Origin of the sequence: Aeromonas sp. QDB11 (assembly GCF_027705265.1) — a bacterium.
GTDB classification, from domain to species: Bacteria; Pseudomonadota; Gammaproteobacteria; order Enterobacterales; family Aeromonadaceae; genus Aeromonas; species Aeromonas allosaccharophila.
The window spans coordinates 33,147-48,184 of the sequence record NZ_JAPDBM010000001.1 but is presented as its reverse complement, the minus strand read 5'-3'; the positions used below and the strand labels follow the sequence as shown (position 1 = coordinate 48,184).

The window sequence follows — 15,038 nt, the reverse complement described above, 5'->3', positions numbered from 1 at the left end:
CCGTTGATCAGGGTTCGATATAGGGGATGCCGTACTTGTCGTAGAGGGCCTTGAGGCTGCCGTTGCGCTTCATGCGCAGCAGCTCGGCATCGTAGGCGGCCATCTGGGCGGGCGTATTCTCGTCGGCCCTGGCGCGGGTCCAGGTGTTGAAGTAGGGGCTGCTCTTGAGCGGTTTGGGCAGGTAATCGACCTTGCCCGTCAGCCCCTCCTCCTTGATCTGGGTGAAGGCGGTGACCAGCGGCATCGGCACGGTATCGATCCGTCCGGCCAGCAGTTTGCGCAGTTGCAGCTGGTTCATGGTGATCTCCTGGAACTGATAGGCCGGGTCGGTCATCGCCGCCGCCAGTTCAGGGGTATAGGAGAAATCCTTGGTCACCCCGATGCGCCAGGGTTTGAGATCGGCCAGCGTCTCGTAGCGGATCTTCAGCAGGTCGGTCTTGCGCACGAAGAAGTGCCAGCTGTGGCGAATATGGGCCTGCTGCGGGTAGATGAGATAACTCTCCCGCTCCGCCTTGTAGGAGTGGGTCATCACCAGGTCGCAGGCGCCGGTTTCGGCATTGCGGGTGAGGCGGGCCCCCGAATCGGCCAGCTCGATCCGGAATGGCGTCTCCAGCTTGTCGAAGATGGCGGTGACGATATCGATATCGAGTCCGCGGGGTTTCTGATCGGCATCGAGAAACTTGAGCGGGGGCTCCATGGTGCCGCAGATCACCAGCTCCTTGGCCGGCAATCCGAGTGGAAACAGCAACAAAAGCAGGGGGATCACACGCAAACTACGTCTCCTGAGCCCGTTTGAAGATATTCCAGAACCTGATTCCAGTATATTGGGTAACACCTGATCCGTTAGAAGCGACTGTTTATGGTTATGGCAAACCCTGAAATCGAGAGCCCGCTGGACGGGATCGACAAGTTGACCGTCTCGCTCTACCGCCTTGGCTTGAGTGCGGCTGCCCTGCTGCTGCTTTGCCGCGGTGCGGCGCTGCTGAGCGGGATGGCACTGCTCCCGTCGGCACAATGGTTGATGTCGCTGGCAGTGGCAAGCGCAATCTGCGGCTTCTCGCTGCATATCTACGACAAGCGGATTCGCCTGATTCTGCAGGGATTTGGTTGGGGCGCGCTGGCCCTGGCGGCGGTGGGGGCGCCGGATGCGCTGGTGCTGGGCGCGGCGTTGGCGACGCTCTCCGGGCTGGCGTTCAAGGAGCAGTTTTGCTTCGCCATTCCCGGCATCAAGCTGGTTCCTGTGCTGCTGCCGGCGTTATGGCTGCTGGAGTGGTTGCGGGTGGAGTGGGCCGCCGCACTGGTGGCGCTGGTCTGCGGGGCCCTGCTGACTTTGTTGGCGCTGGCCAAGTGGCGGATGCCCCTGCACTTCGATATCGGTGACAAGGGGCGTTACCAGATCTAGGTTTGCTGACACACCTTCATCTGCTGGTTGAGGGCCTGCATCACCTGACGGCGGCTGATGATGCCGATCACCTTGCCCTGTTGCAGCACCGGGTAGATCTTGGGCTTGGCATCGGCCATCTGGCGAGCCAGCTCCAGAATGCTGTCATCCGGCCCGACCGAGAGGGGCGTGCGGTTCATCAGATCCTCCACCCGGGTACGGGTGTCGCAGTGGTAGCTGCCGGTGAGCAGGCTGGGGATGCAGTCTTGTTCGGAGAGAAAGCCGATCAGCCGTTTCTGCTCATCCAGCACCGGCAAGCCGCCAAGGCCGGATTGATGCAGGCGATCCAGCGCCTCGGCCAGACCGAGTCCGGCGGTGAGGGAGTGGGTCAGGCGACCCATGTGGTGGTGTACTTTCAGCATGGTGGTGACTCCGCAAGAGGGGATGCCGCCACTATGCCGCGGCCGGGTGGCCCGCGACCAATGGCTTGTGCCGCAGGGATTGATAGGCACAAGCCATCGGCGGTGATCCGCTGGCAGGCGGGCTTCGTTCATGCAAGACCATGAAAGGGAAAGGAGAGCGTATGCGTGCATTGGTTACGGGCTGCGGCCGTCGACTGGGGTTTTATCTCTGTGAACAGCTGGTGGCGGCGGGCTGGCAGGTGACGGGCAGCTATCGCAGCGAGCGGCCGGAGCTGGCCACGCTGGCAGCGCTGGGGGTCGAGCTGGTGCAGGCGGATTTTGGCCGGGAAGAGGACGTTGGCAAGCTGATCGAGGTGCTGGCGGCCGATCAGGATCTGGCGCTGGTGATCCACAACGCCTCGGCCTTCGAGCCGCAGGCGGCCGATCCGGCAGCGCAGCTGGCCCAGTTCGAGCAGTTCTACCGGGTGCACATGGCGGCCCCCTTCCAGCTAAACCGGGCTCTGGCGCCCCAGCTGGCCAGCAATCCCAACGCCAGCATCATTCACATCACCGATATCTATATCCATGCCCCGGCCCCCCGTTTTGCCAGCTATGTGGCGACCAAGGCGGGCGCTCATTCGCTGGCCATGAGCTTTGCCCGCGAGCTGGCGCCCACGGTGCGGGTCAACACCATAGAGCCGGGGCCGATCCTGTTTCTCGACGAGCATGACGAGGCATGGCGCCAGCAGGTGTTGGCGAAAACACCGCTGGCGCGGGAGGGGGGGCTTGAGCCCATCTGGCAGGCGGTGCAGTTACTGATGGGGAACAGTTATATGACGGGGGCCAGCATCAAGGTGGATGGCGGGCGCGCGCTGGCTACCCTCTGAGGGGTTGCCGAGCACCAGCGGCCCCAGCCCGACCTGCCGGGTCAGCAAGCCCTTGCTGGGCTTGTCCGAGGGGCCGTGAAGCGCCACCTGCAGCGCCACCTTGGGGTCATGCACCTCGCCATGGCCGTAGAGCTCGGCCAGCAGCTCAGCCAGATAGGAATCGACCTCTGCCGTGGCAAAGTCGCCGTGCGTGTTGCTGGCCAGAATATCGATGTCGAGCGGGCGATCGTGCACCTTGCAGAGCGGATCGCTGCGATCCCGGCCGTGAGCCACCTCGAGGGCGATAAAGCGCTGCTTGAGGCGGACGGCATCGAGTGGACTCTCCACCACCAGCAGGCAGTTGAGAAAGTCGTGGCTGGAGTGCATTCCCACCGGCTTGGTGCGGATCACCGAACTCAGCTGCAGGGGGCCGACGTGCGCAAGCAGCTCGGCCAGCGCGCGGCTGACATGGGTATGCGGGTCAAGATTGGAACCAATGCTACACAGATAGAACATGCTCACCTTCCCGGGGTTGGGCTCATCTGAAATGTATACGCAGCTCACGGTTATCGGATTAACTATGGCTTAACATTGTTTTATCTATTGTGATCCGGCACTGATTGGCAGAAAGGAGGTTTGCATGAGTGTGGAGCTGAAATGGGCGCTGTTGACCGCCTCGGGCGCGCTGGCGATGATCCTGATTATCTGTCTGGCCTCTGTCGCGCTGGCGTGAATCACCGCAATCCAGATAATCCAAACCGGCCTGTTGGCCGGTTTTGTTTTTTGGGACGGTGCGGCTATGCTGGCGCACCGGTGAGAATGCAAGAGAAGAGATGATGACCAAGGTTCGCCCACGCTCCCTGCTGCAGGTGGTATTGATGGGATTCGCGCTGGTGTTGATGCCGCTGGGCGGGATGATCTGGCACAACAGCACCGCCCTTGCCCACCTCAGCCAGCTCACCAACGACGAGATGGTGCGGGCGGTCAAGGATACCCGCCGTGCCACCCTGCTGACGGCGCAAGCCATCGATATCGAACGCACCTTGCGCCGCTTCGCGGTGCTGGGGGACCGGCGCAGTCTCACCAGCTACCAGCAGCAACTCGACGGGTATCGGGTGCTGCTGGCGGAGCATCGCAGCTCCATCTCCGATGGCCAGCTCTACCGCGGGCTCGATCAGGGGCTGGCCTGGCTCGACAGTTTGCAGGATGCCGCGCTGGCCCGGACGGCGGTGGCGGGCGACAAGCTCGAGCAGTTCAACGATGCCAACAAGCAGCTCGAAGTGGTCACCCGCAGCCGGGTTGATGAGCACATCGATCGGGTACAACTGACCATCGCGGAGCTGACCCGCGAACTCTGGTGGGTGAGCGGTGTTGTGGCGGCCATCAGCCTGCTGCTGGTCTTTATCTTCACCTACCTCATCATCCACCCGGTACGACAGATTGAGTCGCGCATCTTGAGTCTGGGGGCCGGGGTCGAACCCGATCCCAGCCCGGTTGACGGCCCCGCCGAGCTGGTGTTGCTGGGGGAGCGGATCGTCTGGCTGCACGACAAACTCAAGGAGCTGGAGCTGCAGAAGTACCAGTTCCTGCGCCATGTCTCCCACGAGCTCAAGACGCCGCTGGCGGTGCTGCGGGAGGGGACGGATCTGCTCTGCGAGCAGCTGGTCGGGCCTTTGACGCCGGATCAGCTGGAGATCTGCCAGATGCTCGACGAGAACAGTCGGCGTTTGCAGACCCTGATCGAGCGGCTGCTCGACTTCAACCGGCTCAGTCAGCAGGAGGCCTTCGAACTGGAGCCCGTCCCCCTGCTGCCGATGTTGTCGGAACTTTCTGCAGAGTACCGGCTGGCATTGGAGTCCAAGCAGATCCGTGTACACTTGCCGACCGTGCCGGTTACCCTGTGGGCGGAGCCCTACCGGCTACGGCTGATCCTCGATAACCTCTTCTCCAACGCCGTCAGTTACGGCGCCAGCGGGGGCAATATCTGGATCAGGGCAGGGCAGGATGAACAGATAAGCTGGCTGGAAGTGGCCAACGAGGGGCCCAAGATCCCCGTGGCCGATCAGCAACGCATTTTTGAACCCTTCGAGCAAGGCAGCACAGTGCGGCAAGGTCTCTTGAAAGGCTCGGGCATGGGCCTCTCCATCGCCCGCGAGTCTGCCAACAGCCTGGGGGGGGAACTGGTTCTGGTAGAGGATGAACAGGCGGATGTCTGTTTCAGGTTGACGTTGAAATGAGGACTATGAAGATACAACGCGTATTTCCAGCTCTGATGGCAGGGCTGCTCGCGGGTTGCTCCTTGCTGCCGCAACATGCACAGCGGGAGTCCTCCGATATCGCTTTTGCCAAGCGGATGGAGTTTGCCAACAAGGAGATGCAGGTGCGTCTGCAATACTCCGACTGGCTGCTGGCCAGTCACCCCCAGCAACGGGTGCAGGAGCGTCAGCGTCTGAAAGGGGTTGACGATCTGGAGAGCCGGGTCAGTCTGGCGATGGTGGACTCCCACCCCGCCGAATCTGTGGCCAATCGCACCGCCGGTCTGGCGCGCCTGAAGCAGATGCTGCCCGAACTGGGTCTCGATGCGCAGGCCTTTTTACGTAGCTGGATCGCCCTCGGCGAGCAGCTGCTGGCTCGCGACAGCCGTCGCGATGACCAGAGTCAGGAGATCCAGCGGCTGCGCCGCCAGATCGAGCAGCTGACCGCTATCGACGACCAGCTCAACCAGCGCAAGCTGAACGAGAATCGTGAGGTAATACCATGAGCCGGATCCTGTTGGTGGATGACGACGTCAGCCTGCTCAAACTGATGAGCATGCGGCTGCGCAGTCAGGGTTATGAAGTGGATACCGCCGACAGTGCGGAAGGGGCCCTCGACCGGTTGCGTCAGCAACGGGCCGATCTGGTGCTGAGCGATCTGCGGATGGCCGGCATGGACGGTCTGGCGCTGTTCGAGCGGATCCAGGCCCAGTGGCTGGGGTTGCCGGTGATCATCATGACCGCCCACGGCACTATCCCGGACGCCATTCAGGCGACCCGCTCCGGCGTATTCAGCTTCCTGACCAAACCCATCAACAAGGATGAGCTGTTCGCCACCATTGAACATGCGTTGAGTCTGACGCGGCCGAAACAGCAGCAGGAGTGGCAGTCGCTGATCCTGACCCGCAATCCCCAGCTGGAACAGCTGCTGATCCAGGCCCACAGCATTGCGACCATGGAGGTGCCGGTGCTGATCATGGGGCCGTCAGGCTCCGGCAAGGGGGCGATGGCGCAGGCGCTGCACCAGGCCAGCCAGCGGCGCGACAAGCCGCTCCATACCATCAACTGTGCCGCCATTCCGTGGGCGTCACTCGACTTGCAGCTGTTTGGTGAAGATGGCCAGTCCGGTTTGTTTGAGCAGGCCAAGGGGGCGACCCTGTTTCTCGACGAGATTGGCAGCCTCTCCGAATCTCTGCAGGCCAAGCTGCTGCAGGTGATGGAGGAGTATGGTCAGGGCACGCCGGAGGTGCGGGTGCTCAGCTCCAGCCATCAGGATCTGGTCAAGGCGATGGAGGAGGGGCGCTTTCGGGAAGATCTCTTCTACCGTCTCAATGTCGCCAATATCACCTTGCCGTCTCTCAGTGCCCGCAGCGAGGATATCCCCCTGCTGGCCCGTCAGGCGCTCGATGATTACCGTAGCCGCCACAGCGACTGCGCCGCTATGGGTTTTTCGCCCGAGTCGCTGGCGATGCTGGCTGCCGCGGCCTGGCCCGGCAACGTGCGCCAACTCTGCAACGTGGTGGAGCAGCTCGCCAGCCTCTGTTGCAGCCCGGTGATCGGGGTCTCCATGGTGGAGTCCGCCCTGAGCGGCGGTGGCGGCGGCATCCCCTCGTTCAACGAGGCGCGGGCCGAATTCGAGAAGGAGTATCTGATCCGTTTGCTGCGCACCACCGAGGGCAACGTGACTCTGGCGGCCAACATGGCGGGCAGAAACCGTACCGATTTTTACAAGTTATTGAATCGGCACGGTATCGAAGCAGCAAACTTTAAATCGAAGGGATAAATCAGGCGGGATCAATCACAGCCGGAGCGGCATCGGCTTTCTGGGTTTTGTGGGAGAGCCAGAGGCCGCTCGCCTTCATCGGGTAGCTGAATTCAAGGGTGCGCCGATGATCTGGCGAGTGAATGAAATCAGGCGGGATCAATCACAGCCGGAGCGGCATCGGCTTTCTGGGTTTTATGGGAGAGCCAGAGGCCGCTCGCCTTCATCAGGTAGCCGAACAAGGCACCAATGATGAGGGAAGGCAGGATCAGCCGCCACTCGCCAGCCGCCCCGAAGGTGGCACAGCAACCGGCAAAGGTGCCGGGAATGTAGCCGAGCCACTGCTGCTTGGCCTGCACGCACATCAGGGTTGCCACCACCCCCGTCATCACATAGCCCGCCACGCCAGCACCCCACAGGTCACCACCATGGATCAGCAGCAGCGCCCACAGCATGCCGCTGGTGTTGCAGAAGATGGTCTGCAGCAGCGCCTTGTAGCCGCCGCTTGACGCGAAATAGCTGGTGCAGCCGAGAAAGCCGACCCAGGAGATAAGGCCGAACGCGACGGCAATCCAGCCCCAGACGGCGGAGAGAATTCCAGTAGTGATGGCGATGGCGATCAGTGGGCTCATGGGGCGACTCTTCAGTTGGCTTCGCAAAATGGGCAGCCTACCCCCGGCAATCGGGGCGGCAAGCGGGGGCAGAATTGTGTGTGATCTTCATCACCCTTTTCAACTCAGGAATACGCTTGCGCTCGCGAAAAAAATTCATTGGTGACCGGCCAAACCCTCGGCCATAGTTAGAGGCCCTGTCCTGCTCATGGAGTGAGTCTGATGGCGCCCAACGTGATCGTTCCCCTGCTGGTGTTCGTAGTCCTGTTTCTGGTCGGCACCATGGCCAAGGCACTGCCCCTGCACCACATGATGTAAATTTGTGTGAAATAAAAATCTGCCGGGGCGGGTCTTATCCATATCGCCTTATGTAGCCCCGGGAGTTTTTCATGTTGATCAAGCGTCGTGCCGCTCACCCCCTCACCGAACAGGATGTCACTCCGGAAGCCGTCTATCAGGATCGCCGCCTTATTCTCAAGGGGCTGGGTCTGGGCGCTGCTACCCTGGCGTTTCCCACTCAGGCCGGTGTGCTAGACCTGCTGCGCGGTAAAGAGGATGCCCCCCAATTAGCCACCAGGCCGCTCAACAGCAAGCCTGCGGAGCGACCGGCCAATCTGGTGCTGACACCGGAAGAGAAGGCCACCAGTTACAACAACTTCTATGAGCTGGGTACCGACAAGTCCGACCCGGCCAGCAACGGCCATTACCTCAAACCCGAACCCTGGACCCTCAAGGTGGAGGGGGAGGTGGCCAAGCCCTTTACCCTCGATGTGTGGGATCTCATCAACAAGAGCGAGCTGGAGGAGCGGATCTACCGGCTGCGCTGCGTCGAAGCCTGGTCCATGGTACTGCCCTGGAACGGTATCTCGCTGGCGGAGATCATCCGCCGCGCCGAGCCCACCAGTCGTGCCAAGTTTGTCGCCTTCGAAACCCTGTTTGACCCGAAACAGCTGCCGGGCCAAGCCTCCAGTCTGGGGGGCGGCATCGAGTATCCCTACGTGGAGGGGCTGCGTATCGACGAGGCGATGCACCCGCTCTCCTTCCTGGCGATGGGGCTCTATGGCAAGACCCTGCCCGCCCAGAATGGCGCGCCGATCCGGCTGGTGGTGCCGTGGAAGTATGGCTTCAAGAGCATCAAGAGCATCGTCTCGATCCGGCTGGTGGAGGAGATGCCGCCGACCACCTGGAGCCTGCTGGCGCCCAACGAATATGGCTTCTACGCCAACGTCAATCCGCAGGTGGATCACCCGCGCTGGAGTCAGGCCAGCGAGCGCTTTATCGGCGAGGGCGGCGTGTTTGGCGCCAAACGTCAGCCGACCCTGATGTTCAACGGCTATGGTGATGAAGTCGCTTCGCTCTATCAGGGGATGGATCTGCGCCAATGGTACTGAGATTGAAACCGGCCCATATCAGCGGCTTGCGGGCACTGGTGCATCTGGGCGCTCTCGGCTTCCTGCTCTGGCTCGGGTTTGCCATTCCGGCAGGCTTGTTGGGGGGCGATCCGGTGCCCGAGCTGATCCACTACCTCGGCAAGGGGGCGCTCAACCTGCTGCTGCTCACCCTGCTGGTGTCGCCGCTGGCCAAGCGCTGGCGGCAGGGGCAGCTCATCAAGCTGCGCCGCCCCCTCGGGCTCTGGTGTTTTGCCTGGGCGCTACTCCACTTCATGGCGTGGCTGGGGCTGGATCTGCAGTTTGACTGGGGGCTGATTGGTGGCGAGCTGGTCAAGCGCAGCTACATAGTGGTGGGGATGGTGGCATTGCTGCTGCTGGCCGCCCTCAGCATCACCTCGCTGCCCGCATTGCAGCGCAGAATGGGCGCCGCATGGCAGAAGCTGCACAACTGGGTCTATGCCATCGCCCTGTTGGTGCCGGTGCACTACTGGTGGTCGCTCAAGAGCGGTTGGGGGGAGCCCCTCATCTACCTGCTGCTGGCCTGCGCCCTGCTCTGGCCGAGGAAAGATAAGCTGCTGCGCCCCATGCGGGGACGCTGGAATGCAAAAGAGGCCTAATCGGCCTCTTGTTGTTTGATCTCGCCAGTGTAGGCATCGACGATGAGATGCACCTTCTGATCCTGGCGATTGAGGGTTTTGACCTCGAATTTGTCCCCTTCCAGCTCCACTTCCCGAATGTCGTGATACCCTTGCGCCAGCAGGAGTTTGACCAGCCCGGCCATGTCGAGACGGCTCTGGGCCGCCCAGCTTGTGGCACTCAACAGACAAAGGATCAGCAGGACACTGCGCGGGATCATATTCATTCCGGATTCATGGCTGGCAGACTATAAACGCCATTATGTTAGGTTTTTGGAGATGAATCATCCATGAATAGAGCGCTCCCTCTGCTCGGGTTATTGCTGCCGGTGCTGGCACAGGCGGTCACGCCTGATGAAGCCATGCTGCAGCAAGCTGTCCATGAGGGACGGGTTCGGCCCTTCCATGAAATGATGGAGGTGGCGGCCAGATTGCCGGTGCGGGTGTTGCGGGTGGATCTGGGGGAAGAGGATGGTATCTGGCTCTATGAACTGCGAGTCATCGATCGGGAGAACAGCGTGATCAAGGTGGCCTATCGGGCCGACAACCTTGAGCTGGTGTGGGCCAAGGGCCACCATCTGGAGCGGCTGTTCGAACCGCCCAAGCCCCCGGTCGAGGATGATGAATAACCCCTGTGTGGAAGCCTGTTCATGCGAATTCTGATTGTTGAAGACGAAAAAATCCTGGCCGGCCAGCTGGCCGAACAGCTGCGCCTCTCCGGCTTTGTCACCGATCTCTGCCACGACGGCAACGAGGCCGGTTTCCTCGGCGAGACCGAACCCTACGATGCCATCATTCTCGACCTCGGCCTGCCGGGGCGCGATGGGCTGAGCGTGCTGAAAGAGTGGCGCAGCAAGGGGATCGATACCCCGGTGCTGGTACTGACCGCCCGTGGTCAGCTGCACGAGAAGATCGAAGGGCTCAACGCCGGTGCCGATGACTACCTCACCAAGCCGTTCCAGGTGGCCGAGCTGGTGGCACGGGTCCATGCGCTGGTGCGCCGGGCGGCAGGCAACGCCAGCTCCATTCTGGAGATTGGCGGAGTGCGCCTCGACATGGCCGCGTCTCAGGTGTGGTACGAAGGGACCCCCATCAAGCTGACCGCCCACGAGTTCCGGGTGCTCGGTTATCTGATGCAGCACCGGGGCAAGGTGGTGTCGCGCAGCGAGCTGATCGACCACATCTATGCCCAGGATTTCGACCGCGACTCCAACACCGTCGAGGTGTTCATCGGCCGGATCCGCAAGAAAACCAACCCTGACCTGATTGAAACAGTGCGCGGCCTCGGGTACCGGATCAACGAATGAGGCTGGTGAGAACCCTGCGGGGGCGACTGCTCGCCATCGCGCTGGTGTGGTGCGGGCTGTTTCTGTTCGCCACCGGCTTCAGCCTGCAGACCATGATGCGCAACTACTGGCAGGAGGCGGAGGCCGACGGTCTGCGCCTGCAGCTCTATGATCTGCTCTCCCGGCTGGAGGTGGCCAAAACCGGCCTGCCGGTGGTGGTCGAGCCGATGTCGGATCCCCGTTTCAGCCAGCCTTACTCCGGCTATTACTGGCAGCTGGAGCTGGGCCACGATGTGGTGGGGCGCTCCCGCTCCCTGTGGGATACCACCCTGAAGAGCGACGGGCTCAAGTCGGCGTTTGGTGATCCCGACCTCTTTGTCGGCAAGGGGCCAAATCGTGAACCCTTGCTGATCATGACCCGCACTGTGCTGCTGCCCGGTTCCGATCGGGTGTTCACTCTGGTGATGGCCAAGGACAGCAGCGCCCTGACCCAGACCCTCAACAAGACCCGGATCAGCCTGTTCCTCGGCCTCGGCTTTGCCGCCGCCGGTCTGGTGCTCGGCTTCATGTTCCAGATCGTCTATGGTTTGCGGCCGCTACACCTGCTGCGTCGTGAACTGGGACGGGTTCATGAGGGCCATCAGGAGGGGTTCCGGCTGCGCTATCCGCTGGAGATCCAGCCGCTGGTGGAGGATATCAACCGACTGCTGCACCACTACGGCGAGCTGCTGCAGCGGGCGCGATCCCACACAGGCAATCTGGCCCACGCCCTCAAGACGCCGCTCAGCATCATGCGCAATCAGGTGGCCCAGTTGCCGCCGGAGGATCAGGCCGCCATCGGCGAGCAGCTCGACCAGATCCAGCGCCATATCGATTACCACCTTGGCAAGGCGCGGGTGACCGGCGCCGCCAAGATCCTCGGGGTCTCGACCCCGGTGCGGGCGCGGGTGGAGTACATCTGCCGCGCCTTCTCCCGTCTCTATCCGGGCAAGACGGTAGATCTGCAGGTGCCCGCCAATCTGGCGGTCGGGGTGGAGGAGCAGGACTTTGACGAAATGGTGGGCAACCTGCTGGAGAATGCCTTCAAGTGGTCCGCCAGCGAGCTGCGTATCTCCAGCGCCGAGCTGGGGGGCTGGATCACCCTGCGTATCGAGGATGACGGCCCCGGCATGAGCGAGGATCAGATCGCCAAAGCGGTGCTGCGCGGGGTGCGGCTCGACGAGAAGGTACCGGGCTCGGGCCTGGGTCTCAACATCGTCTCCGATCTGGCGGAAGCCTATCGGGGCAGTTTCATCATGGGCCGCGCCGAACTGGGCGGTCTGGCCGCCTCTCTCTCGTTGCCCAAGGTGGCAAGAGTCGAGAGCTAGGCATAACATATGGCATTTATTTTAGCCTGAGGAAGAGAAGCATGACCGACGATCCGTGGGCACTGTGTCACCTTGACGATTCGTTTGATGCCTCTGTGCTGGGGGTCAAGGGCGCCCAAATCCAGTGGTTTGAAGACAGGGATGGCCTGATCGCGTTCCTTCTGGAAGATTTTGTCGACCTGCTGGCCGATGTGGGCGAGCTGGAGGAAGATCAGACTGAACAGGCGCGCGAGCGCTTCACCCTGCTGGTGGAGCAGAGCTTCGACGATCGCACCCTGATGGATGCCATCAACGATCTCGCCTCCGGCCTGCGTCGCATCGCCTGGCTGGGGCCGCTCTCCGAGCTGGCCGAGATCAGCGACGAGTTCGCCTCCGGCCTGCGCCGCTATTTCTGGAGCCAGTACGACGGGGATGAAGATGACCCGGACGCCTGGGTGCCGGAAGAGCTGTGGCCGCAACTGGTGGAGTGCGCGCAGGAGTATATGGAGGAAGGGGAGTTCTAAACCCATCCCGACCATGCCTGCGCTTTGGTAGACAGATGGCAGACAGATAAAGAAACGGCGCCTTGATGGCGCCGTTTTTATTGGGTGGCAATCGCCTTAGCCGTTGGCCGGAACCGCGTGGGCGGTGTTGGCCAGCACAGGGCCGGTGTACTTCTCGATCTGCAGCTGGGCCATGTGGCCGCAGTTGCCTTGCGCCAGACTGGACGAACCTTCGTCGAAGGTGAGGCAGTTGACGTTGCCGTTCTTGCAGATGCTGCCCGCTTCGCCCGGCTTGGCCGGATCAAACCAGGCCCCTTCGCAGATCCGCACTACCCCCTGACGCACATCCTCGGAGAGCAGGGCGCCCACCAGGATCTGGCCTCGCTCGTTGAAGGCGCGCACCAGATCTCCCTGGGCGATGCCGCGGGCCTTGGCATCCTGCGGATGAATCATGATCGCCTCGCGGTCGGCGATGGCGAACTTGTCCCGCAGCGGGGTGTTGTCGAGCTGGGAGTGCAGCCGCTGGGTCGGGTGCGAAGTGTTGAGCGACAGCGGATAGCGCGCCGCCACCTCGCTCTTCACCCACTCCTTGGGCTCATACCACTTGGGATGGCCGGCGCAGTCGGCATAACCCATCCCGGCCACCGTGTTGGAGAAGATCTCGATCTTGCCGGACGGGGTACCGAGCGGGTTGAGCAGCGGGTTCTCGCGAAAATCGGCGTGACGGATCCACTGGCGGTTGGCCTCGGGGATCGGGAAGCGGATGTAGTTGTTGGACTCCCAGAACATGTTGAACGGCGGCAGCGCCACGCGGGCGCCACGGGCCTGCGCCGCCATGCCGTCATACATCTGCTTGAGCCACAGCATCTCGTCCTTGCCTTCGGTGTACTGCTCCTGCACCCCCAGCTTGGCGGCGATGGCGCTGAAGATGTCGAAGTCGTTGCGGGACTCGTGCTGGGGCGGCACGCACTGGTGCATCGGGAATACATAGCGCTGGGAGTAGTCGCCCCCCATCTCCAGATCGTTGCGCTCGTAGCTGGTGGTGACCGGCAGCACGATGTCGGCGTGCTTGGCGGTGGCGGTCCAGTAGGGCTCGTGAACGATCACGGTCTGCGGCTTGCGCCACGCCTGCAGCAGGTTGTTGGTGTCCTGATGGTGGTGGAAGGGGTTGCCGCCCGCCACGTAGACCAGCTTGATGTCCGGATAGGTCACCTTGCGACCGTTGAAGTCGATGGTCTTGCCCGGGTTGGCGAGACAGTCGGCGATGCGGGCTACCGGGATCGGTACCGGGCTGTTCTTCGGTGCGTTGCCGGCGGAGATACCCGCCAGAATGCCGCCCTTGGCGGTGGGGCTGCCACCGGAGGAGTAGTGGTAGCTGAAGCCGTAGCCGCCGCCTGGCAGGCCGATCTGGCCCAGCATGGAGGCCAGGGTCACCAGCATCCAGTTCGGTTGTTCGCCGTGTTGCTGACGCTGCATGCCCCAACCGGCCATGATCATGGTGCGCTTGGATGCCATGTCGAGGGCCAGCTGGCGAATTACCTTGGCATCGACGCCGCAGACGCTGCTCGCCCACTCGGCGCTCTTCGGCTGACCGTCATCCTTGCCGAGCAGGTAGGCGAGGAACTTGTCGAAGCCGACGGTGTAGCGATCGAGGAAGGCCTGATCGTGCTTCTTCTCGCTGTAGAGGGTATGGGCCACACCCAGCATCATGGCCACGTCGGTGTAGGCGTTCGGGGCAATCCACTCGGCACCGACCAGCTTGGCGGTCTCGTTGTAGATGGGATCGATGCTGATGACGCGGGTGCCTTTCTCTTTCAGCGCCTTGAAGCCAGCCTGACCCTCGTGGTCCGGCATGTTCCAGCTGTTCTTCAGGGTGACCTGAGCGTTGACCCCCCACAGCACCACCAGTTCGGCGTTCTCGATCACGTTGGGCCAGGCGGTCTGCTGTTCGTACACCTCGATGGAGCCCATCACATGGGACATGATCACCTGGGCCGCACCGGTGGAGTAGTCACCGGCATAACCGGTGAAACCGCCGGAGAGGTTCATCAGACGGTGCAGCAGGGTGCGGCTGTTGTGGAACATGCCGACACTCTTCCAGCCGTAGGAACCGGCGTGGATCGCCTGCGGGCCGAAGTCGCTCTGCACGCGCTGGATTTCACCGGCCACCAGTTCGATCGCCTTGTCCCAGCTCACTCGCACCCACTCGTCGGCGCCGCGCAGCTCGGGTTTGGCGCCCGGGCCATGCTCCAGCCAGCTCTTGCGTACCATGGGGTATTTGATGCGGTTCTTGGCGTGCACCTGGAACGGCGCCATGTCGATGAGATCGTTCGGCGCCGGATCATCGGCCACCGGTTGGACGCGCACCATGCGGCCATCCTCAACGACCGCTTCAAACGCACCCCAGTGGGCGCCGGTCAGAATACCCTTCTGGGCGGGCACCAGAGTCGGGAACTGGCTCAATGCGGTGCTGATGGCTTGCGCCAGCGCACTCTTGGGAAAAATGCCGCCGAGCAGGGGCAGGGCTGCGCAGGCGCCGAGGCCCTTGAGCAGGTTGCGGCGGGACAGATTGGTCTTCTTGTCATTGAAAAAAGTCATAAC

The 15,038-nt window shown here is 62.3% G+C and carries 18 protein-coding genes; 12 read left to right on the top strand and 6 right to left on the bottom strand.

Features of this window, described 5'->3' with window-relative positions:
• Nucleotides 1–7: 7 nt before the first annotated feature.
• The gene (locus OKC40_RS00250) at nucleotides 8–772 is read right to left on the bottom strand and encodes a substrate-binding periplasmic protein (protein ID WP_111807318.1); all 765 of its coding nucleotides are present in this window, start codon (nucleotides 770–772) and stop codon (nucleotides 8–10) included.
• A 93-nt stretch (nucleotides 773–865) separates the two neighbouring features.
• Between OKC40_RS00250 and OKC40_RS00245 the strand changes: the two genes are divergently transcribed.
• Nucleotides 866–1,402: a DUF2301 domain-containing membrane protein gene (locus OKC40_RS00245; protein WP_005357578.1), complete on the top strand. Its 537-nt coding sequence runs from the start codon at nucleotides 866–868 to the stop codon at nucleotides 1,400–1,402.
• Here OKC40_RS00245 and OKC40_RS00240 read toward each other — a convergent pair.
• On the bottom strand, nucleotides 1,399–1,803 hold the full coding sequence (locus OKC40_RS00240) for a CBS domain-containing protein (RefSeq protein ID WP_005341894.1): 405 nt from the start codon (nucleotides 1,801–1,803) through the stop codon (nucleotides 1,399–1,401). The genes OKC40_RS00245 and OKC40_RS00240 overlap by 4 nt on opposite strands.
• Nucleotides 1,804–1,964: 161 nt before the next feature.
• On the opposite strand from OKC40_RS00240, the gene OKC40_RS00235 reads away from it, so the two are divergent.
• Nucleotides 1,965–2,669 (top strand): SDR family oxidoreductase, encoded by a 705-nt coding sequence (locus tag OKC40_RS00235; RefSeq protein ID WP_270793793.1) that lies wholly within the window; start codon nucleotides 1,965–1,967, stop codon nucleotides 2,667–2,669.
• On the opposite strand, the gene OKC40_RS00230 is transcribed toward OKC40_RS00235, so the two are convergent.
• The gene (locus OKC40_RS00230) at nucleotides 2,595–3,164 is read right to left on the bottom strand and encodes a 2-amino-4-hydroxy-6-hydroxymethyldihydropteridine diphosphokinase (protein WP_270793792.1); all 570 of its coding nucleotides are present in this window, start codon (nucleotides 3,162–3,164) and stop codon (nucleotides 2,595–2,597) included. The genes OKC40_RS00235 and OKC40_RS00230 overlap by 75 nt on opposite strands.
• A 124-nt stretch (nucleotides 3,165–3,288) precedes the next feature.
• Here OKC40_RS00230 and cydH point away from each other — a divergent pair, with 124 nt between their 5' ends.
• The 4 genes from cydH (at nucleotide 3,289) to OKC40_RS00210 (ending at nucleotide 6,686) form a co-directional block, all read left to right on the top strand.
• Nucleotides 3,289–3,381: a cytochrome bd-I oxidase subunit CydH gene (gene cydH, locus OKC40_RS00225; protein WP_111807323.1), complete on the top strand. Its 93-nt coding sequence runs from the start codon at nucleotides 3,289–3,291 to the stop codon at nucleotides 3,379–3,381.
• 103 nt (nucleotides 3,382–3,484) lie between these two features.
• Nucleotides 3,485–4,885: a sensor histidine kinase gene (locus tag OKC40_RS00220; protein ID WP_270793842.1), complete on the top strand. Its 1,401-nt coding sequence runs from the start codon at nucleotides 3,485–3,487 to the stop codon at nucleotides 4,883–4,885.
• Complete coding sequence (locus OKC40_RS00215; protein WP_410487654.1) at nucleotides 4,882–5,409, top strand: hypothetical protein; 528 nt, start codon at nucleotides 4,882–4,884, stop codon at nucleotides 5,407–5,409. Before OKC40_RS00220 ends, OKC40_RS00215 begins: the two co-directional genes overlap by 4 nt.
• A complete protein-coding gene (locus OKC40_RS00210) occupies nucleotides 5,406–6,686 on the top strand; it encodes a sigma 54-interacting transcriptional regulator (RefSeq protein ID WP_005339807.1) in 1,281 nt (426 codons plus the stop codon). The genes OKC40_RS00215 and OKC40_RS00210 overlap by 4 nt, the downstream gene beginning before the upstream one ends.
• Before the next feature lie 128 nt (nucleotides 6,687–6,814).
• Here the strand turns inward: OKC40_RS00210 and OKC40_RS00205 are convergent, their stop codons facing one another.
• Nucleotides 6,815–7,297: a DUF1097 domain-containing protein gene (locus tag OKC40_RS00205; RefSeq protein ID WP_042063807.1), complete on the bottom strand. Its 483-nt coding sequence runs from the start codon at nucleotides 7,295–7,297 to the stop codon at nucleotides 6,815–6,817.
• Between the two features lie 368 nt (nucleotides 7,298–7,665).
• Between OKC40_RS00205 and msrP the strand changes: the two genes are divergently transcribed.
• Complete coding sequence (msrP, locus tag OKC40_RS00200) at nucleotides 7,666–8,667, top strand: protein-methionine-sulfoxide reductase catalytic subunit MsrP (RefSeq protein WP_270793790.1); 1,002 nt, start codon at nucleotides 7,666–7,668, stop codon at nucleotides 8,665–8,667.
• Complete coding sequence (msrQ, locus tag OKC40_RS00195) at nucleotides 8,658–9,284, top strand: protein-methionine-sulfoxide reductase heme-binding subunit MsrQ (protein WP_270793789.1); 627 nt, start codon at nucleotides 8,658–8,660, stop codon at nucleotides 9,282–9,284. The genes msrP and msrQ overlap by 10 nt, the downstream gene beginning before the upstream one ends.
• On the opposite strand, the gene OKC40_RS00190 is transcribed toward msrQ, so the two are convergent.
• Complete coding sequence (locus OKC40_RS00190; RefSeq protein WP_058051998.1) at nucleotides 9,281–9,529, bottom strand: PepSY domain-containing protein; 249 nt, start codon at nucleotides 9,527–9,529, stop codon at nucleotides 9,281–9,283. The genes msrQ and OKC40_RS00190 overlap by 4 nt on opposite strands.
• A gap of 63 nt (nucleotides 9,530–9,592) precedes the next feature.
• Here OKC40_RS00190 and OKC40_RS00185 point away from each other — a divergent pair, with 63 nt between their 5' ends.
• The 4 genes from OKC40_RS00185 to OKC40_RS00170 are packed head-to-tail and all read left to right on the top strand — an operon-like array spanning nucleotide 9,593 to nucleotide 12,458.
• Nucleotides 9,593–9,931 (top strand): PepSY domain-containing protein, encoded by a 339-nt coding sequence (locus tag OKC40_RS00185; RefSeq protein ID WP_194494704.1) that lies wholly within the window; start codon nucleotides 9,593–9,595, stop codon nucleotides 9,929–9,931.
• A 21-nt stretch (nucleotides 9,932–9,952) separates the two neighbouring features.
• The gene (locus tag OKC40_RS00180) at nucleotides 9,953–10,609 is read left to right on the top strand and encodes a response regulator transcription factor (protein ID WP_005339826.1); all 657 of its coding nucleotides are present in this window, start codon (nucleotides 9,953–9,955) and stop codon (nucleotides 10,607–10,609) included.
• On the top strand, nucleotides 10,606–11,955 hold the full coding sequence (locus OKC40_RS00175; protein ID WP_042063812.1) for a sensor histidine kinase: 1,350 nt from the start codon (nucleotides 10,606–10,608) through the stop codon (nucleotides 11,953–11,955). Before OKC40_RS00180 ends, OKC40_RS00175 begins: the two co-directional genes overlap by 4 nt.
• A 41-nt stretch (nucleotides 11,956–11,996) precedes the next feature.
• Nucleotides 11,997–12,458, top strand: coding sequence for a hypothetical protein (locus OKC40_RS00170; protein ID WP_033114845.1), 462 nt, complete (start codon nucleotides 11,997–11,999; stop codon nucleotides 12,456–12,458).
• A gap of 96 nt (nucleotides 12,459–12,554) precedes the next feature.
• On the opposite strand, the gene torA is transcribed toward OKC40_RS00170, so the two are convergent.
• Entirely contained in the window at nucleotides 12,555–15,035 is a 2,481-nt protein-coding gene (gene torA, locus OKC40_RS00165) for a trimethylamine-N-oxide reductase TorA (protein ID WP_270793788.1), read from the bottom strand.
• Nucleotides 15,036–15,038: the final 3 nt, after the last annotated feature.